General features: G+C 43.9%; 17 protein-coding genes. 1 reads left to right on the top strand and 16 read right to left on the bottom strand.

Going from position 1 to position 18,945, the window contains the following annotated elements; translation table 11 throughout:
• Positions 1–24: 24 nt before the first annotated feature.
• From BS617_RS02675 to rpe, 14 genes are all read right to left on the bottom strand, one after another.
• Complete coding sequence (locus BS617_RS02675) at positions 25–1,926, bottom strand: XrtA/PEP-CTERM system amidotransferase (RefSeq protein WP_075171363.1); 1,902 nt, start codon at positions 1,924–1,926, stop codon at positions 25–27.
• 3 nt (positions 1,927–1,929) lie between these two features.
• The gene (locus BS617_RS02670) at positions 1,930–3,138 is read right to left on the bottom strand and encodes a TIGR03088 family PEP-CTERM/XrtA system glycosyltransferase (RefSeq protein ID WP_075171362.1); all 1,209 of its coding nucleotides are present in this window, start codon (positions 3,136–3,138) and stop codon (positions 1,930–1,932) included.
• On the bottom strand, positions 3,125–4,666 hold the full coding sequence (xrtA, locus tag BS617_RS02665) for an exosortase A (protein ID WP_075171361.1): 1,542 nt from the start codon (positions 4,664–4,666) through the stop codon (positions 3,125–3,127). Before xrtA ends, BS617_RS02670 begins: the two co-directional genes overlap by 14 nt.
• Positions 4,663–5,883, bottom strand: a complete 1,221-nt coding sequence (locus BS617_RS02660; RefSeq protein ID WP_075171360.1) for a TIGR03087 family PEP-CTERM/XrtA system glycosyltransferase — start codon at positions 5,881–5,883, stop codon at positions 4,663–4,665. Before BS617_RS02660 ends, xrtA begins: the two co-directional genes overlap by 4 nt.
• The gene (locus tag BS617_RS02655; protein ID WP_075171359.1) at positions 5,883–6,911 is read right to left on the bottom strand and encodes a FemAB family XrtA/PEP-CTERM system-associated protein; all 1,029 of its coding nucleotides are present in this window, start codon (positions 6,909–6,911) and stop codon (positions 5,883–5,885) included. Before BS617_RS02655 ends, BS617_RS02660 begins: the two co-directional genes overlap by 1 nt.
• 26 nt (positions 6,912–6,937) lie before the next feature.
• Entirely contained in the window at positions 6,938–7,834 is an 897-nt protein-coding gene (locus BS617_RS02650) for an XrtA system polysaccharide deacetylase (RefSeq protein WP_075171358.1), read from the bottom strand.
• Entirely contained in the window at positions 7,834–8,973 is a 1,140-nt protein-coding gene (wecB, locus tag BS617_RS02645; protein ID WP_075171357.1) for a non-hydrolyzing UDP-N-acetylglucosamine 2-epimerase, read from the bottom strand. The genes BS617_RS02650 and wecB overlap by 1 nt, the downstream gene beginning before the upstream one ends.
• A gap of 14 nt (positions 8,974–8,987) precedes the next feature.
• Entirely contained in the window at positions 8,988–10,406 is a 1,419-nt protein-coding gene (locus BS617_RS02640) for a TIGR03016 family PEP-CTERM system-associated outer membrane protein (RefSeq protein ID WP_075171356.1), read from the bottom strand.
• A 12-nt stretch (positions 10,407–10,418) separates the two neighbouring features.
• Entirely contained in the window at positions 10,419–11,378 is a 960-nt protein-coding gene (locus tag BS617_RS02635; protein ID WP_075171355.1) for an XrtA-associated tyrosine autokinase, read from the bottom strand.
• Positions 11,375–12,955: an XrtA system polysaccharide chain length determinant gene (locus tag BS617_RS02630; protein ID WP_075171354.1), complete on the bottom strand. Its 1,581-nt coding sequence runs from the start codon at positions 12,953–12,955 to the stop codon at positions 11,375–11,377. Before BS617_RS02630 ends, BS617_RS02635 begins: the two co-directional genes overlap by 4 nt.
• 26 nt (positions 12,956–12,981) lie before the next feature.
• Entirely contained in the window at positions 12,982–13,623 is a 642-nt protein-coding gene (locus tag BS617_RS02625; protein WP_249263561.1) for an XrtA/PEP-CTERM system exopolysaccharide export protein, read from the bottom strand.
• Positions 13,624–13,827: 204 nt separating this feature from the next.
• The gene (locus BS617_RS02620; RefSeq protein ID WP_075171352.1) at positions 13,828–14,421 is read right to left on the bottom strand and encodes an N-acyl amino acid synthase FeeM domain-containing protein; all 594 of its coding nucleotides are present in this window, start codon (positions 14,419–14,421) and stop codon (positions 13,828–13,830) included.
• A 369-nt stretch (positions 14,422–14,790) separates the two neighbouring features.
• Positions 14,791–15,426 (bottom strand): phosphoglycolate phosphatase, encoded by a 636-nt coding sequence (locus tag BS617_RS02615; protein WP_075171351.1) that lies wholly within the window; start codon positions 15,424–15,426, stop codon positions 14,791–14,793.
• 23 nt (positions 15,427–15,449) lie between these two features.
• Positions 15,450–16,133 (bottom strand): ribulose-phosphate 3-epimerase, encoded by a 684-nt coding sequence (rpe, locus tag BS617_RS02610; RefSeq protein ID WP_075171350.1) that lies wholly within the window; start codon positions 16,131–16,133, stop codon positions 15,450–15,452.
• A gap of 92 nt (positions 16,134–16,225) precedes the next feature.
• On the opposite strand from rpe, the gene BS617_RS02605 reads away from it, so the two are divergent.
• Entirely contained in the window at positions 16,226–17,377 is a 1,152-nt protein-coding gene (locus BS617_RS02605; protein WP_075171349.1) for a DUF3530 family protein, read from the top strand.
• Positions 17,378–17,402: 25 nt separating this feature from the next.
• Here the strand turns inward: BS617_RS02605 and djlA are convergent, their stop codons facing one another.
• The gene (gene djlA / locus BS617_RS02600; RefSeq protein WP_075171348.1) at positions 17,403–18,254 is read right to left on the bottom strand and encodes a co-chaperone DjlA; all 852 of its coding nucleotides are present in this window, start codon (positions 18,252–18,254) and stop codon (positions 17,403–17,405) included.
• Complete coding sequence (gene murU, locus BS617_RS02595) at positions 18,244–18,945, bottom strand: N-acetylmuramate alpha-1-phosphate uridylyltransferase MurU (protein ID WP_428977881.1); 702 nt, start codon at positions 18,943–18,945, stop codon at positions 18,244–18,246. Before murU ends, djlA begins: the two co-directional genes overlap by 11 nt.

Here is an 18,945-nt window from a genome sequence, read left to right as displayed (position 1 = left end):
AGATTCCTTCCTGATTCTCTTAACTTAGTGGGCAGTTGCCATTTCATTCATCAAGAATGCATTGAACATTAACAACGTCCAGATAACAACGCTATGATCTCGCATACCAGATTGATGTTGCGATAAAACACGCTCGATATAAGCCATATTAAATAACCCGCTATGGCGAATCGTATCGCCCAACAAGCTTGCTTCAACTTTCTCTTTCAATGGTCCTCTAAACCACTTGGCAAGCGGTACTCCAAAGCCCATTTTATCGCGATAAAGCACATCATGCGGCAACACAGGCTCTAAAGATTTTTTAAGTATATATTTACCTTCTTGACGCTTAAGCTTCATATCTGCTGGTAGTGAAGAAGCCCACTCAATGAATTTGTGATCCAACAAAGGAACACGTACCTCAAGAGCATGAGCCATACTTGCCCTATCCACCTTGGTGAGAATATCGCCCACCAAATATGTCTTCATATCCAAATACTGGATAAGCGATAAAGGGTCTTGTGTTGGTGATTTTTTGACGTATTCATCAAACACCTGAATAGATTTATAATCACCTAACCAGTCTTTGAGCTTGTCACTGAACAATTCATCTCGCTGCTCATCATTCAACAACGAAACTGTATGCAAATACGCTTCAACCGATGAACGAGCCAAACTTTGGAAGGTTGTTTTAGCCCGAAAAACACGTGGCGCCCAATCGGCCTTTGGATAAAGACGACCTAATAGACCAAATACAGGCTTACGGATACTGAGTGGTATTTTCTGACGTAACGCCTCTTCATTCATATGCCATTTATAACGGCGGTAACCTGCAAAGTTCTCATCTCCACCATCACCGGATAAAGCAACGGTTACACGCTTACGAGCCAATTCGCAGACTTTATAGGTTGGGATGGCTGAACTGTCAGCATATGGCTCGTCATACAAGGTTGCTAATGTATCAACCAGTGTAAAAGTATCGCTGTCTACAACATCTTTATAATGATTGGTTTTGAAAAGCTCAGCGACTTTATCCGCATAATGGGTTTCATCAAATTGCTTAACATCAAACCCAATAGCACAAGTATTAACCGGCTTATCTTGCAGCTTCGACATCATCGCCACTACCGCACTGGAATCGACGCCACCGGATAAAAATGCGCCCAAAGGTACCTCTGCTATCATGCGTAAATCTACCGCTTCGCTCAACAAAGCTAGTAATCGCTGCTGAGCCTCATCTTCGCTAATGTCTTGTAAGGGAGCAAATGGTATATCCCAATATTCTTTTTGCTCAGGTAGCGGCTGCCCTACTTTAAAAGTTAACGTATGACCCGGACGAAGTTTATAAACGCCTTGATAGATAGTCTTAGGTTCAGGGATATAACCAAAGGTAAAGTAATCTTCGATGGCAGTTGGCTCGATTTCACGGGGCAAGTTAGCCAGTGTCTTTAGCGCTTTAAGCTCTGAACTAAAGGCCACATTACCGTCATGCAGTACACCATAAAACAGAGGCTTTATCCCGAGACGATCCCTAGCAATAAATAATGTTTGTTGGTTTCGATCCCAGATTGCAAACACAAACATGCCACGAAAACGGTTAACACATGACTCGCCCCATTCTTCCCAAGCATGGACAATCACTTCTGTGTCAGAGTGTGTTCGGAAAATATGCCCTTTATCTTTTAACTCTTGCGATAGGGCTTCAAAATTGTATATTTCGCCGTTATAGGTCACTACGACCGAATGGTCTTCGTTAAATAGTGGTTGCGCACCACCCGATAGATCAATAATAGCTAACCGACGATGCCCAAACGCCACTCCCTGCTCAAGGTGCACTCCACCCGCATCAGGACCTCGATGAAACTGGGATTCATTCATGGCTTGAACAACGGACTCATCAAAATGAGTTTGCCCATTAAGGTCAAACAGACCAACTACACCACACATCGACTAACTTCCCTTTACTGCATTTTCCGTTTTAGTTGCAACCAAACTATCATAAACAGCAACATAGTTTGCGACTGTTTTATACCAATCAAACTCGTGTCTTACTCTATTTAGGCTAGCCTCAGCCATATTATGTCGCTTGTCAGGGTCACGCCATAACTCCATCAATATATCTGCCAGCTGCTGATGATCACCCACCCTAAATAGAAAACCATTTTCTTGGTCAGAGACAAGTTCAGGGTTGCCACCTGTTTCAGTAGCAACAATGGGTAACTGGCTCGCCATAGCCTCTAATACGGTATTCGAAATACCTTCTGCTAACGAGCTCAAAACAAATACATCCATTAGCGGTAACAAGCGAGCCACATCACTTCTATCCCCTAACATAAGCACATGCTCACTAAGACCTAAACGCGTTATCTCATCGTTTAATTCTTGGTATAAAGGCCCGTCCCCTACCATTAATAGGTTCGTTTTCGCTTGCTGTTCTTGTGGCAGCGCTTTTAAAAACAGCCCGAAGCTTTTAATTAAAGTCTTCTGATCTTTAACAGCGGCTAATCGTCCAACAGTTCCGATAATAAAACGCGGGGTAAAAGGTTGCTTAGCTTCATCATCAGAAAAGAAAGAAGATAACGCCAACTGCTTTTCATGCGCTGTTAGTGGTATGAACTGCTGATGATTTACGCCATTATATATTTGAGAAACCTTACGGGGTGGGACATTAATGGTGCTAACGAGCCATTGCTCTAAGTCCTTACTCACGGCAATATATTGACTAATAAAATGCTTCATCACTGAACGCAATGCGTTGTACTTTTTGTTTTTCCCTTCCAAATCATAGATATCTCGGCCGTGCTCACCGTGAACTGATCTAAAAGAAGGGGCTAGTACTTTTAACACGTGAATATCTAGCGCCGCTAAATTACGTGAATGGACAATGGCAGGCCGATACGCCCAAAACAAGCGGAGCAACTTCCAGTAAATGGACAAATCATTACCTTCTTTTTTATGAAGCTCCACAATGGCTATATCATCTGACTCTATTCGTTGAGAGAAGTCAGTTGCATGGCTAAGACATACAATCATATGTCGATACCGGTCCGAGGGCATTCTGTTTAAAATATTGACTAAACCGTTTTCCATTCCACCTGTACCTAATGTATGCAGCACATGCATAACCAAAGGCTTGTCAATATATTTAGAGGTCTTCATAAACTCTCTGCGCAACGTTATCCATTGAGGCCTGAACCTGAGGAAAGGTTTCTTGAATGAGAGTTTGCAGCTGGGATTTCTGTAACTCAGGCGCCTGAGAAGCGGGATCAACACTCATAGCATAGGTGATCCGGGCACTATCTTGACGGTCACCCAACAAACGATGCCCGCCTTCTAATAGCTTGACTATATATTTATTAGCGCTGTTATGAGCTCCAGCCACCTGATACCAACTCCATACCAGCAATTCTTGTTTTGATGATTTAATTCGATAAGAAGTAACGGAAATATCCAAAGCCGCTAAGTGCTCCGTACCCACTGATACGATATGCCATTCGTCGGAATCAGGGTCAATCATTGTATTTAACGAATTAATCATCTCCGCATAACCTGGGACGGGATAAAAATCGATATAAATCGCTGACTGTTGAGGGCCATCCTCAATAAAACCAACCACCTGATCTGCCTCACGAGCAACCGGTTGCCAGCTCCATAATGGAGCAACAGAGGCTTTTCCTTCAAAGTCAGGCAGTTCTAATGCATCAACCATTTCTGGATAAGCTTGGTTGTTCATTTGTTGTCGGGCTAGTGGCCAAATACTCAAACCAACAATCAGGCAACCAATGAACATAACATGCGTAAGCGGTGTCCGGTTAACAGCTAATGTATCACTTTCGCCATTAGCTATTGGGGCTGCACGTAACGCTAAATTATCGACTTCAGGGTCTTTGAAAATGGCCCCCAAGCGAATCAAAATAAAGATGACCACACCAAAAAACAGCCAACCATACACTAGGTGATCAACGCCTGTGGCGACTGTCATATCACTCAAGTGGCCTAGCATAACGATCATATAAGCACGCAGACCGTTCGCAATAATAGGAACGATGATAGACAACGCTATAAAAATGGCGCGCTTCCATAGCTTTGTATACGTGACATAAGCATAGAGGCAACCCAAAGTAATGGATGCTATGAGGTAACGAATCCCACTACAGGCCTCCACCACGGACCAATTGCCCGTTGGTAACATAAAAAATAGGCCTTCCCTATAAACTGGAATCCCGCTTAAACGAACCATGTCCACCGTGAAATTAGCGGTAAAATCCATCATTGGAGGAACAAGGTCTTCCCCCATAGGCACCATAAACAGCAAAAAACATAACGGAAACGCTAAAAACCAAGCGAGCTGATTACCTAGAATGCTCCAGATAACACTAATCAGCATTAAGACAGCCGCAAACTGCTGCACAACAGCCGCATCCACAGCCATTCCTAGCAGCCATAAGAAGCCACTACCAAATAGGGCAATAAGCCCTAAAACACTATAGGAGGGCACATAGGTCAACATGGCTTCACGTTTTTCCCACACCAACCATAGAGAAATAGGCGCTATTAAAAAGGCATGCGTAAACGTTTCAGAACGCATCCAAATATTAACCATTGATAAAAAAGTTGGATACAACGCAAGGACTAATGCAATGCTAAACGCTAATACCAGCGCGCCATGTAACTTCCAGGTCTTCATGATGGGATTGGCTCCGCAGTTTGATCGAGATACTGACGTATAACAGGCAGAGTATTTGCCCAATTAAAATCTTCCGTTACACGCTGCCGAGCTTGGATTCCCATATCCTGTAATGCTTTGGCCATCACAAGATCAATACAACGACTAAAATCTTGAGCGGTATCAGCGACTAATACTTCATAACCGTTTTCTGCATTGATACCCTCAAGCCCCTTTTCCGTCACTATAACGTGCTTTTCCATAGCCATTGCCTCAAGCACTTTATTTTGAACCCCCCTAGCAACCCGCATAGGAGCGACAGCCGCTGTTGCAAACTTGATATAGGGGCGTACATCAGCTACTCGCCCCGTTACTTTCACGCCGTCCACTTTCTGCAAGCACACAACCGCATCCGTCGGTTTACCACCAACGATATAAAACTCAATACGGGGATGCTTTTTTCTGATTAATGGAAAAACATCGGTTACAAACCATTCCACCGCATCGACATTAGGCCAGTAGTCCATAGCACCAGTAAAAACAAGCACTGGCACACTTTCAGGGTAAGGGTTGTTCTCTACTTGATGCGGTGAAAAGTAGTGGCTATCAACGCCGTTATTGTAATAACTCACTGCAGTTTCAGTGATAGGTGCTTTTTCGATAAACAGTTGGGCTTCCGCACTGGATACAAAGAAACTAACATCAAATGTTTGAGCTATACGCTGTTCGTAAGCAAAAAGCTTAACTGCCTCTCGCTGATACACCCAACTCAAGGGCCAAGGCTTCATCTGCGCATATTGCGCCCATTTATCAGAGTCGATATCAACAAGATCGATTACTTTAGTTGTTAGATGAAGCGATGATGATGACAAAAACTGAGCCATAGGCGACGACACAGCCATAGCTTTATCGATCGAATATTGCGCGAGTGTACTTTTAACCCAGGACGTTAACGAGCGGCTACGATAATAAGGTAAGCTCAAAGCCTCTCCGGTTAACAGACCTATAGCGGAAAAAAGTGTGGAGCGCTTAGGTTCCAAGCTCACGAAATGAGCCGTAGCACATAACGATTCAACCTCAGTTACATACTGCCAGTCATCAGGATCATCTATGAACGCCCCCAAGTGGACTTCATAGTGAGAAACCAGATACTTCAACAAATGATATGTGCGTATTTTATCCCCTTTATTCGGAGGAAATGGAATACGATGGCACAACAAAAGTAATGGCGGCTTCATTAACCTAAACTCTTAGACAACATAGGCCCCAATGTATTGGCAACAGGCAAAGGCAGCCGTTTCCACATTTCGATGAACATTTTATATTTTGGATTCGTAGGGTTTAGCTCTGGGACCTTATCGGCCTTAACTAAATGATATTCGTAATGAAGTTGCTCAGGTTCAAAGCCCCAACCTTTCTTGAAGAGAAAAGGCCCAGTGTTTTCTTTACTACGACCGAAATCAAATAACTCTATGCCCTCATCTGCACTAATACGCATTAATTCCCAATACATAAAATCATGCGCTTTTAGGTGCTTAGCGGTATCAAAACTGCCCGCATAATAGGGCAGTACTTGGTTTTTAAAGTAGAAGCTCATAAGAGACGCAACATCTTTACCCTCATGCGTAATCATAAGCACTCGACAATCATCGCCAAACACTTCACGCAAAACCTTAAAATACTTTAAGGAAAAAACAGGCGTCCCTAGGTTTCGAACACTCTCTGAGTACGCTCGGTAAAAACGCTCACACCCTTGATCATGCTCCCCGACTAAGCCGGCAGCTATGCCACCACGAATCATAGCGCGGCGCTTACGAGGAATGGCTTTCATGTTGGCATCGTGGTCCGCCACAATGGTTTTACGGAACGTATAATAAAGAGATTTAGAGGGCCAACCCGCACCTGTCGGCTCAATACTTCTAAGCTCCAATGCATCAACCTTAAACTGCTCAGCAAGGTCGCATGCATATTGCAGCAACGCTTGCTGTGCCTCATCGTTATTCGCTACAACACCACCATAAACGCACAGAGGTACTGAAATTAAGCTATTACCGAACAGTAAACTCTTAACATGCACCAGCGGCAGAATGCCCACTATATCCCCATCGCTTTCTGCGTAGATAAAATAGCAAGGATGTCCAAAAGCTTTCTCCATTACTTTTTTCCAACCCGCTCGGTGGAAGAAGGTACTGGAGTCATGTTGATCAACAAAAAGATCCCATTGCTCGGTTGTAGCGTCATCTAATGTTTTGATTTGTAATGACATGTCTAATCCCTTAGCATGGTCTGAAATTAATAGATTACTTCTGTTTTAGGCGCTAATGAGGGGTCCATTGTGGGCTCTAGTACACTCGCACCTAAGAAAACCTCATCCATACGTCCCCATTCAAAATCATTTAACAGTGAATCCAAACGCCCATACATACGATTTAAGTTTAAATAATGGCGAAAACGTGTTCGTGCCGACACATTATCAATAACAGGTTGAGCCGGATCTATTTCCCAAGGGTGAAAATAAAAAATACAGGGCTGCTCTTCCTGAGTATTGACTTTAGATAACGCCCATTTCGAGAACGCATAAGGAAATAATCGGAACCACCCTCCGCCTCCGCAATTAATATTGCGATTCATTAGAGAAGTCGTAGTAATAGGAATTTCCAGCAATCGCCCGCCGGCTACTCTATGCGAAAAACGCGAAGCCCCAGGCATGCCATAATGATCGTGCTTAATAGGTACAATACTTGAGCTGTATTGATAACCTTCATCGGCCAGTACATCTAAAGCCCAAAGATTAGATTCGCCAATTGAGTAACTGGGTGCACGATAACCTTTTACTGCCGTTGCACTAATGTCTTCTAAAAGAGACTTACTGCGTGCGATATCCTGACGAAACTCATCGGGCGTTAAACTGGTGACTCGACGATGATCCCACCCGTGACTGGCTAATTCATGCCCCTGATTCACAATATCCAACACCATTTCTGGATACTGTTCAGCCAAGCAACCCAGGGTAAAGAAAGTGGCTTTCACACAATGCTGATCAAATAAATCCAATATCCTTTCGACATTAGCCCTAACCCTTGACTCATGTTGATGCCAATCACTTCGGCTAATACGGTTTTCGAATGCTGAAACCTGGAAGTAATCTTCAACATCGACAGACATTGCATTAACAATTGGCGAAGCCATCAGTTATGCCCTACTGCTCGTTCTTCTAAAAAAGCTTCTATGATCTGCGTGATACGTACCGCCGCATTGCCATCCCAAAGCTCAGGAACATTGCCTTTACGACCACCGTGTTCAAGCACATCATTAAACGCGGACTCAATCGCCGCTACGTCAGTACCAGCTAATACATTAGTGCCCTGCGTTAATGTAATCGGACGCTCAGTATTTTCACGCAAAGTAATACAAGGAACCCCCAGAGCGGTGGTTTCTTCTTGGATACCACCTGAATCAGTTAGTACTACGGTAGCATCACCCATCAGACCTAGCATTTGCAAATAACCTAATGGAGGAAGCAAACTAATCGCTGAGTTCTCGAGTAGACTATCAAATCCCATATTCGTGATTCGTTGACGAGTGCGCGGATGGACAGGAAATACCAAAGGTAGCCGCTTACTCAATTTAACCAACACCTCCAAAAGCCTTTTAAGCACAGCGGGATCATCGACATTAGAGGGGCGGTGCAACGTTAACAACCCGTACCCGCTAGAGACTTCATCGCCAATGGACTTCAATACTTGCTGTGCAGGCGTCGCACGCTCACGGTTGTATAAGAGCGTATCTATCATGACATTGCCGACAAAATGGACGCGCTCAGGCGGGATCCCCTCCGCTGTTAAATTCTCTATAGCATCGGCCTCTGTGGTAAAAAGCAGATCCGATATTTGATCAGTTAACACACGGTTAATTTCTTCCGGCATGGCTCTATCACCACTACGCAAGCCTGCTTCAACATGCACAACTGCAATTGACTTTTTAACTGCCACTAAGGCACAAGCAATAGTCGAATTTACATCGCCAACGACTAAAATAGCAGCAGGCCTAAGCTCATCTAAAACGGGCTCGAATCGTTTCATAATCTCAGCCGTCTGCTCGGCATGACTGCCCGAACCAACCTCAAGATCAATATCAGGCTCGGGGATATGTAACTGATCAAAAAAAGAATGCTTCATCTCTGCATCGTAGTGCTGACCTGTGTGTAATAGCACTGGCGATATAACAGATGATGAAGCCATCGCTCTCATGATAGGCGCTATTTTCATAAAATTAGGTCGTGCACCAACGATGCAAAGTACCGTGTACTGCTTTTGCACAGATTCCATTCTGGACGGCCTCTTTAAAATTGAAATGTATAGGCAAATTGCAATCTATTTTCTGTGTAATCATCAGAAGGTAGATCGCTATCGCGAAGCGAATACATATAAGAGAAAGCCAAAGTTCCGCCATCAACAACTTGTCGCATCAAGCTAAAACTGAGGGATTGAGTATCAGTATCAAGACCATTATTACTTGTCTGACCACGTAGATAGTAGCTCGTTGAAAAGTCTAAAACAGGAGATAAACTCCGACTAAAACTTACCGAGTAATTTGTGGTAATTTCATCAGGACGAGTCGTTTCATATATCTGTCTAGAGCGCGAACCAGAAAAGGTTAAAGAACTTCGCACACCAATTAATGACCAGGCTACTGTGAGCTTCTCATCAATAAACAAACCTTCTTGTATATTTATCAATTCGCTCACCACTGGCAACGGTGCCCCCGTTATAGGGTTAACAGGGTTCCCATCAGCATTGACTGTTTGATATGTGCGAATCTCGCTCAACTGGGTAGCGCTGTCAGTTAGCTCTTTAGAATAGCTAGCCGAAAAAATGCTATGTCGGCTTCGGTGCGAAAAGGCCAAGGTCGGCCAACTTCCAAAATAGCGCTCACCATAACCAAGATCCAAACTCGTTCTGGGCGTTGGTGTCCAATGCAAACTTCCCTGCCACAAATCACCGTCATTAGATGAGCGAGAAGAGCTATAATCATTCCACTCTTCACCTGCTGTCACACTGACGCGCAACTTTGGGCTTATCTGGTAGCCCAACGTTACATCTAAAGAGCCTAAATCTGATGAAGAATCATCACTAGACGAGCTTGTATCTTTATAGCTGGCCGCTACATTCCAATCAAACCGGTGAAAATCAGTTCCACTGGATAAGTTAGCATTGAGACCATGACTCTTAGAACTATTCACATCATCACTGCTATTAGACTGATGATTGAATGTGTAACGAGTCCTGAGGTCGGCAACATTGGCGAAATGGCTTCGCGTATGAGGGCTAATCTGGAAGTTATAAGTGGTATTGGAATTGTTTGTATCGTTTAGCGAGTCTATGCCACTTGAACGAAATGCATCAACAGTATTTTGGGTTACATTGGCACTGGTATCTAAAAATACTGTTTGCTCGACTAACTCGGCATTTGCCGAGGCCCCCAAACGAGGGTTAAAGTGCCCTTCATCTGAAGTTGTAAACTCAAGCTGTGTATTAAGGTTGACTTTTAAACGAGCACCTTCCCCCTTTAGCGTCAAATAGGGAGTTACCGAAGTAATCAACGCCGCATCTGTATTATCTTCTTCTAGATTTTCGTTATCAGTTAACACCTCACTGACTGAGACACCTTTATCAAGCGTCCAGTTAGCAGCATTAACCATAGCCGGCATTATTGCCGCTAAAACACACACCTGTGAAACCTGCTTTTTGAATCCCTTCATAACAACACCTATCTAGCTTGCAGGTTCCGGGGAGGTTGACTCAACACGGCTACCATAGCCATATCCGTAGCCATATCCGTAGCCGTATTTACTAATCGACTTATGTTTAGCTTTGTTCAACAGCATACCAACGACCGCATCGGAGTTAATTTTGCTAATACCCTCCAAAACAGCTTCTTGAGATGTTTGCTCTGCAGCAACAACAAATAGAATCTGCCCCATCAAATTGGCCAAAACAGATGCTTCAGTAGTTAACAATAAAGGCGGTGAATCAAAAACAACTACCCGGTCCGAATAGCGTTCTGCGAGCTCCTGCATCAGCGACTTCATATTTTCACTTGCGAGCAACTCAGTCGCTCGTTCATGAACATTACCTGCTGGCAAAATTCTCAGGTTAGATATATTGGTTTGCACAAGTACATCTTTAACTTGAACACTATTATCGAGCAAAAGATCAGTTAAGCCTGGGGTGTGTCCATCAATGCCCAACATACGACCGGCCGAGGCTTTGGATACATCAGCGTCAATAAACAAAACAGACTTATCTTGCTCCATCGCGATACTCATCGCTAGGTTAATCGCCGAAAAGGTCTTACCCTCGCCTGATAGCGAACTAGCCACCATGATCAAGTTAGGGTGTTTAACATTCGCGGCCGTTTGCCCGTTGATGTTCATCAGCAAAGGACGCTTAATGCTCCGGTATTCCTCTGCAATAGTTGAACGCGGCGAATCAGGGCTAACCATCCCTGAAGCAGACAAACGTGCCACAGGAATTTCCACGAAATTTTTAAACGCAGACGGAGCGCTCTCAGCCGAAGTAGATTGAACCTTTACGGCTCCCTGTTTAGGAGTAGGGGTTTCAACGGGTGCCGTACGAGCAACTGACGGCTTAGGTGTTTGCACCGATCCATTCGCATCTGGTTTTGAGACTGCTCGCTCAAGCTTATTAACTGCTTTTTCGATGATACTCATACCAGAACTTCCATTTTAGTTACCAAGTTAGCCAGTTGCATATCCATGCCTTGGAAAACTGAAATACCAACAAATAATACGACCAAACTTAACGCGACACAGGCAAAAACCATCGTGTTAACGAGCTGTTGCCTACGTTCCAAAGGTGACCGAATCAGTTGAACAGAACCAAGCACTGGGAAGCCTGTTATTTTATTCAAAGTTGCTCGCGTGCTTACTACAGGCTTAAGTAATGACATTAATAAGCCAATACCCAGCCCTGTACCGATAGCCCCAACCAACACAATAACATTCATTAGTAATTTATTTGGTTCGTTAGGTTTAAGCGGTGCAAATGGCGGATCAATGATCCTAAATGTCACGTCGTCAGCCGCTTGTTCAACATTGCCCGAAATTCTTGCTGACTCACGGCGGCTTAATAAAGTTTGGTGCTGACGAGAAATCACATCATAATCTCGTGTCAGCTGTTGATGCTCGCTTTCAAGCAAAGGAATCTGGTTTATCTTATCTTCCAACGATTGAACTCTGAGCTTGTATTCTTGCGCCCGAGTGGACAGCTCAGCTTCTGAAGCTTCGGTTTCAGACAACATTGAACGCATCTGCTGATAAACAGGATTATCGTTTAAGCTGGCATATTGATCAGGAGCAGACCGTTTAATAGCAGCTATAGCGGCTGATTTTTCTTTTTCCAAGTCACCCAGCATATCTTTAATCTGTATAACCGAAGGATGCAGGTCTGTATAACGCAACAGCAAGCTATCCAAATTATTCTGCATCGCTGTTATTCGTTTATCGATAGCTACAACCTGAGGAGAAAACTCTATTTGGCTAGAAAGGAATACGGGTTCTTCACCTTCTATTTGACGTTGCAGTTCATCACGGCGATTCTTAACGGCTTTCAACTGCAACTCAGCAGATGCTAACTGCTCGCGCTCAAACTCTAAGCGCTTGTAGTAGTCATCCATTTCGGAAGGAAGCAAACCAGAATTACGCTGCTTAAAATCAGAAAGGCGAGCTTCAGCCTCGGTCAAACGCTGCTCGTAATCTGCTATTTGTTTATTCAAGAAGTCTTGGGCACCGGAGCTGTCTTTACGCTTATCGCCTAACGCGCTTTCCACAAAAACCGTCAACATAGATTCAACGACTTTTTTTGCCACTTCACGATCTTCGTTTTTAAACGTCACTGTATATAGAGAAGCGTTACGCCTATCACCCGAAAGAGAAATGGATTTTTTTAAATCGTCCATTACTTTCTCTTTTTGTTCTTCATTACGAACAGCTAAATCCAAATCAGCCATTCGCATCAGCTTTTCAAGGTTTGGACGACTTAACATCGTCTTGCTCATCAATGCGATTCGCTCATCTACATCAGGCTGAACCGCCAATCCCCTAAGCAAAGGTCTCAAGACGGTGTTCGTATCAACATGAACCCTTGCAGAAGCGAGATACTGTTCAGGCGTTAACGCAACGACAACCCACCCAACAATGGCTACCATCCAAACAGCAGCCAAGGAGATCCAACGAAAACGCCATACACCCCAAACATACTCAGAGATTTGGGAAATTATTTCACGCATAAACTAATGCCTCGGTGTTATTCTGACTAGAACCAAGCTTCTGGAATGATCACAATATCACCAGGCATCAGCGCTAAGTTTGCGCCAATATCGCCGTCACGCAACAAGCTATCAAGTTTCAAACCATAGGACGTTTGCTCTCCATCAAAGGAGCGTACAAGCACTGCTTTGTCTCCATCTGCAAACTCATTTAATCCACCCACTGCGACCATTAAGTCCAGTAAGGTCATGTGTTTACGATAAGGAATACTCAGCGGCGTAACACCTGCACCCACAATCCTAACTTGCTGTTCTGGTGTGGCCACAAAGCCATTAACCATCACAGTAACAACGGGGTTTTTGATATATCGCGAATAGACACTCTCAATCTCTCTAGCAAGCTCTGTGGATGTTTTTCCACTGGCTTCCAAGTCTTCAACCAAGCGTGTTGTGATTTTTCCATCTGGGCGAACAGGCACAGAACCTGACAACTCTTCGTTGCCCCAAACAAATATTTGAAGTGAGTCTCCAGCCCCGATCACATATTCGTAATCGGGTTGAGCAAGCCTTTGCTCATCAGAAACTGATGGTAAAGAGGATGACGTTGAACACCCTGAAACTAATGCTACCGCCATGGAAAGCCCAACTGCTTTCAACCACGCGGCCTGTTTCCTTTTAGATACAAGCACTTACGATCCCTCCGTAACATCCATATTCAAACCAGCCCATAATTAGCTGATTCTCCTGCGCTCTAATCAGTAAAATCTACCACATAACGCACCTTTGTCGATAGACTGCGTCAGTTTTTTATATTTCGATACTAATTACAGACAAGTTTACATTAACAAGATTACGGAGAAATGAACGCGAATCGAAAGCGTATAACTTTTACCTCATGCTACTTGGCCTGATGACACATTCTCATAAGCCATTGGCTGATCTACTCGTGATACCGCTATCACATGAGGAAGCCCTTCAAACCCAGGCTCAACGGGCAGCTGGATATCATCTAACACATCATAACTGTAGCCCACTTTGTTATGATATCGTTTATAAAACCTAGCTTGCGTTTTGCCAGAAACAAAAAAAGCGTAGCTGTAACCCAAAGATCCAGCAATCCCAATCATCTTGTCTACCAACATCACCAAGTCGACTTTATTTCTATATTCAGGCGCAATAACCAATCTAGACCACTGACAATAATTAACATCACCAGCGAGTAACTCATGGCATGATGCCTTCAAAGAGAAGCCGTCTTGCTCTACAGGGAGAAATCCAGGTCCATGCTCTTTATTTCCTGTTAACCGCAAACCTCCAACACAATGATGACCATCCTTGATCACCAGTGTTAATCCGTTACGATCAAAAATATCTTCACCGCCATTAAATTCGACCAAGCCGAGGTCTTTTCTAAAACAAGACTCTCTAATGCGGTAATAATTTTTTAACAATAGTGGATGGCTAGTTAATTCAAAAGAAAGCTGCATTAATTTTATCTCTAGGCAATTAATCATGTTTATACCGCTCGAGACCTGACATGAAAATTCTATGCCAAAAAACATCAACTTCAGCAAAGACAGGTTATATAGCGACGATTAAACTGTCACACGAATATCAGGCAAAGAAATCCATTTCCAACTTGTCTCTCATTTGCGACATTTAAAGACCGATAATCAAATAAACATAATTATCAATCACTTACAGACTCACAATAAGCGACACTTTTCTTACACAAAAAAATGCTTAAACATTTTATATATTGCATAACGGCTTTAATTTAAAAGCGTTTAAAAACATATCAAAATTAAAGATAACATCAAGAACTTTTTAAAGGATAAATAAATAATTTTAAGACTCTAAAAAACAATATCATTTAGAGAGTCAACCACAATAGGATAATCATCAGCCAAAGATACCCCATGATTATAGCCGTAAGACACACCAAGAAATGGCACCGCCGCGGCCTTCGCAGCTTGAGCATCTGTAACAGAGTCCCCAATCATCAGGGCTTCATCTGGCCTAATTTTCAATAAGTCTAATTGATATTCAAGCGGCATAGGATGAGGCTTTTTTTCCTCAAGACTATCTCCTGATAACACATTCCAAAAATATTTTTCTAAATCTAGCGCTCTTAACAGCGGCAATGTGTATCGACCGGGCTTGTTCGTGATAAGAGACAAGAAAATATTTTCCGAGCGGCACTTTTCTAAGAAACTAATAACCCCGGAATAAACATAACTGCGTTTTGAGTAAGATTGGCTGTAAGCTAACTGGAACTGACTCAGCACCTCTTCAAACTGGTCACTAGCCATTTGATCTGCCACTGCCCGCTCAATCAGAGCATTAACCCCATTACCTACCCATCGCCTAACATTGTGTTCACCAGCCTTATGCAAGCCGACACTTGTTAGCGCCTCATCAACTGACGCAGCAATATCAGGAACACTATCAACAAGCGTACCATCCAGATCAAATATGATCAGAGAGGGCAAGCCCCCTCCGAATAAGGGTCGTATTAGCAAGTTACCGAACCCACTTTAGCTAATTCAGCTCGCATTGCCGCTATAGTTGTTTGATAATCATCCGCATTAAAGATAGCGGAGCCAGCCACAAATGTATCTGCCCCTGCTTCTGCTATTTCACGGATATTTTGAATACCCACACCACCATCGACTTCTAGACGAATATTCCGACCACTCTTTTCTATTCTTTCTCGTACAAGCTTCAACTTTTCGAGCGTGCTCGGAATAAATTTTTGCCCACCAAAACCCGGGTTAACCGACATCAGCAGAATCATATCAACCTTATCCATTACATAATCTAAATAATGCAATGGTGTGGCCGGATTAAACACCAGGCCAGAAAGGCAACCTCCTTCACGTATTAATTGGAGCGACCTATCAATATGCTCAGATGCTTCTGGGTGAAAAGTAATATAGCTGGCTCCCGCCTCAACGAAGTCTCCTATAATCCGGTCAACAGGTTTCACCATCAGATGTGCATCAATGGGAGCGGTAATACCGTATTGGCGCAGCGCCTTACACACCATAGGACCGATCGTTAAGTTCGGTACATAATGATTATCCATCACATCGAAATGCACAATATCAGCTCCCGCTTCTAACACGGCATCAACTTCCTCGCCCAAACGCGCAAAATCCGCTGATAAAATGGAGGGGGCTATTTTAAAATCTGTCATCGTTACTTTTCCAACAAGTTAGCATTTTCTGCTATTGTAACTGACTAGACGCCTGAATAAAGATAATCCATTACCGACTACTCGAGCCCACTATGACTTCGCCATTGTCTAGCTTGTTTTTTTCATTTTTATTGATATTCGCCACCACACTTCCTTCTCAAAATTCTCAGGCAGCAGAGACTGAAGAAACCAATACAACACAAGACTCAGCGAGCACCAATCAGCCCGATGATCTTTCTAGCGAAAAAGCTCCTCAAGAAAGGACGGAGCCACTACCACAAGCCGAATTAATCAACGCGCTTTACCAAGACTCTCGCATAGCAGGCGATGAGATTTTAGACTTAACTATAGACTCACCTAACTTCCCTGCACTTTTCAAAGAAAGAAATATCGCTTTAAAACGCGGCATCGTCATCATTTTTCCTGACAGCCGAACACATTCTAGCTGGCCCGTTTTCATCCAGACATTACGCAACGAACTACCGCAAGATGGCTGGGCCACACTCTCCCTTGTACTGCCTATTCCACAAACTCCAGATTTACCTTTACGCACGTTACCTAGCCTCAAACGGTTATCTAACGCATCAGAAAGCGGAACCGAAGACGCACAACAAGCATCAGAAGAAACGCCAGTAGACACCCCTAATAATGAAACGCAAACACCAGCAGACGAGCCAGTCGCAACAGCAGAAGAGCCAAACACATCAGCAGAAGCGGCCAGCTCGGCTGAGCAGTTAAATAACGCTACTTACATTTCGCAACTGGGCTTAGCTGCCATTCAGGCAGCACAAGCGCGAGGCTACGAAACCATTATTCTGCTGGGAGTTGGGGATGGAGCTGTTTGGGCAGCCGCTTTGGGCGCTAACATTAAAGACCAAGTTGATGGTGTTGGGTTGTTGATGCTCGACGCTGAGCAATCCATCGATATAAATGCTCAAAGTTTACGCTCATTAGTCCCACTTCTTGAACTACCGGTAATGGATATTTATGTAGACACGCCCTTTACTAGTAGCCCACAAAACACATCAGCCTCTCACAAGTTACGTCAACGCGCTGCCAATAGAAGCGAACTCTCTTTTTACAAACAAAGTAGGCTTCCAGCAACGAGCCGTACTCTCAGCGACCAAGATTGGATGTCTGCCTATATAAAAGGGCGCTTACGCACCCTTAAAAAAGTAGCTGATAAGCCTCAGGAAACCGAGCGCCCAGAGGAACCTTCTTTAACTGACCAGCGTCCCGGCTGATACAAACTAGCGTCAAAGAACACGCCTAAGCTTTGCGGGCAGACTTCACTCGGTCATATGCAGCTTGGATTTCCTGCGTTTTCTCTTTTGCAAGCTTCATCATCTCTGGCGGCAGGCCTTTTGCCACCAGCTTATCGGGATGATGTTGACTCATCAGGCGTCGATAGGCTTTTTTGATTTCCGCATCAGACATATCAGGTGTAACACCTAACACCCCGTAAGCATCTTTAAGCATGTCTGCATCTGATGTAAAAGGTGATTGATAACCTGCTCCTCCACCATGCGCCCCTTGATTAAATGTCTGTTGAGCTTGCATGCGCGCCATTAATGCTGACATCTCTTGTGCCGACATGCGCATTAATGCACATACCGACTGAATAACTTGCAACTCATTTTGAGAGACTTGCCCATCGGCTAAGGCCGCTTGCAACTGAATCTCAATAAACATAATTTTCACAGCCGCTTGACGTTGCAACAAGCGAGATAACGGTGTCACAACCGCCGCTAAATCAAAATCTTCAGATTTACCTTCGTTAAAAAATTGAATGGCTTCACGTTGACGTTCTTCATTCAGATTCATTCTCGCCATCACATCACGAGCAAAGCGAATCTCATCCTCAGTCACACGGCCGTCAGCTTTTGCAACATGTCCCATCACGGAAAAGGTAGCTTTAAAAAAGATCATTTGCGGTGAATATTTACCGGATACCAATTTACTGACCGCTCGATTGATCAAGCCACCAATAACACCACCAAATACCAATCCCCAGATGCCACCCGAATACAAACCAATGACAGCACCAATAATAATACCCGTTCGGTATTTCATCAGGGCATTACCTACAGCAAACCCCGTCACCTCTGATTTATTTTGCATCAGCCTTCCTTAATAAGTGTTCTGAATCTTTTAGCCGTTGCTCTGTCCCAATATCCATCCAAAAGCCGGTGTGCAAATGGCCTGTTAGCAACAGCTCTTGCGCCGCTGCCCTAAATAAAGGCGCTAATGGAAACTTAGATTCAACCACCCTATTAAAAAGCGCTGGATTAATGACACTGACACCAGAAAAGGTATAGCGTTTTCTATCAACCTCTAACGCACTTCCTTCTTCTGTTGCAGGGTTCAAGACCTGCCCGCTGGGTATTAAATCAAAGTCTCCATCTTTATTGTGCTCAGGGTTATCAACCAACACCAAGTGAGCAGTGCGAGGCCTCACCGATAGCAACTGAGTGTAATCACAATCAATAAGCACATCCCCGTTAATCAATAAAAAGGGCTCCCCGTCATCCGACAACCAAGGTAGCGCTTTAATAACCCCACCACCTGTTTCGAGCGGCTCATCTTCACGGGAATAAGTTATTGTTACTCCCCAACGCTTACCATCGCCCAAGGCTTGTTCAATTTTCTCCCCTAACCAAGCGTGATTGATGACAACATCAACAACCCCTGCTTTAGCTAGCGCCTCTAGGTGGTATTCGATCAACGGTTTTCCATTAACGGGAATCAGAGGCTTAGGCGTTGTTAATGTCAACGGCCGCATCCTTGTTCCCAATCCTGCAGCCAAAATCAT

Origin of the sequence: Neptunomonas phycophila, assembly GCF_001922575.1 — a bacterium.
GTDB classification, from domain to species: Bacteria; Pseudomonadota; Gammaproteobacteria; order Pseudomonadales; family Balneatricaceae; genus Neptunomonas; species Neptunomonas phycophila.
Note: the sequence above shows the minus strand (reverse complement) of the source record. Positions and strands in the feature narration are given on the sequence as shown.

Excerpts from the sequence above, each read along its gene's own strand:
- BS617_RS02675 (WP_075171363.1), bottom strand. The coding sequence starts at position 1,926 with ATGTGTGGTGTAGTTGGTCTGTTTGACCTTAATGGGCAAACTCATTTT.
- BS617_RS02670 (WP_075171362.1), bottom strand. The coding sequence starts at position 3,138 with ATGAAGACCTCTAAATATATTGACAAGCCTTTGGTTATGCATGTGCTG.
- xrtA (WP_075171361.1), bottom strand. The coding sequence starts at position 4,666 with ATGAAGACCTGGAAGTTACATGGCGCGCTGGTATTAGCGTTTAGCATT.
- BS617_RS02660 (WP_075171360.1), bottom strand. The coding sequence starts at position 5,883 with ATGAAGCCGCCATTACTTTTGTTGTGCCATCGTATTCCATTTCCTCCG.
- BS617_RS02655 (WP_075171359.1), bottom strand. The coding sequence starts at position 6,911 with ATGTCATTACAAATCAAAACATTAGATGACGCTACAACCGAGCAATGG.
- BS617_RS02650 (WP_075171358.1), bottom strand. The coding sequence starts at position 7,834 with ATGGCTTCGCCAATTGTTAATGCAATGTCTGTCGATGTTGAAGATTAC.
- wecB (WP_075171357.1), bottom strand. The coding sequence starts at position 8,973 with ATGGAATCTGTGCAAAAGCAGTACACGGTACTTTGCATCGTTGGTGCA.
- BS617_RS02640 (WP_075171356.1), bottom strand. The coding sequence starts at position 10,406 with ATGAAGGGATTCAAAAAGCAGGTTTCACAGGTGTGTGTTTTAGCGGCA.
- BS617_RS02635 (WP_075171355.1), bottom strand. The coding sequence starts at position 11,378 with ATGAGTATCATCGAAAAAGCAGTTAATAAGCTTGAGCGAGCAGTCTCA.
- BS617_RS02630 (WP_075171354.1), bottom strand. The coding sequence starts at position 12,955 with ATGCGTGAAATAATTTCCCAAATCTCTGAGTATGTTTGGGGTGTATGG.
- BS617_RS02620 (WP_075171352.1), bottom strand. The coding sequence starts at position 14,421 with ATGCAGCTTTCTTTTGAATTAACTAGCCATCCACTATTGTTAAAAAAT.
- rpe (WP_075171350.1), bottom strand. The coding sequence starts at position 16,133 with ATGACAGATTTTAAAATAGCCCCCTCCATTTTATCAGCGGATTTTGCG.
- BS617_RS02605 (WP_075171349.1), top strand. The coding sequence starts at position 16,226 with ATGACTTCGCCATTGTCTAGCTTGTTTTTTTCATTTTTATTGATATTC.
- djlA (WP_075171348.1), bottom strand. The coding sequence starts at position 18,254 with ATGCAAAATAAATCAGAGGTGACGGGGTTTGCTGTAGGTAATGCCCTG.
- murU (WP_428977881.1), bottom strand. The coding sequence starts at position 18,945 with ATGATTTTGGCTGCAGGATTGGGAACAAGGATGCGGCCGTTGACATTA.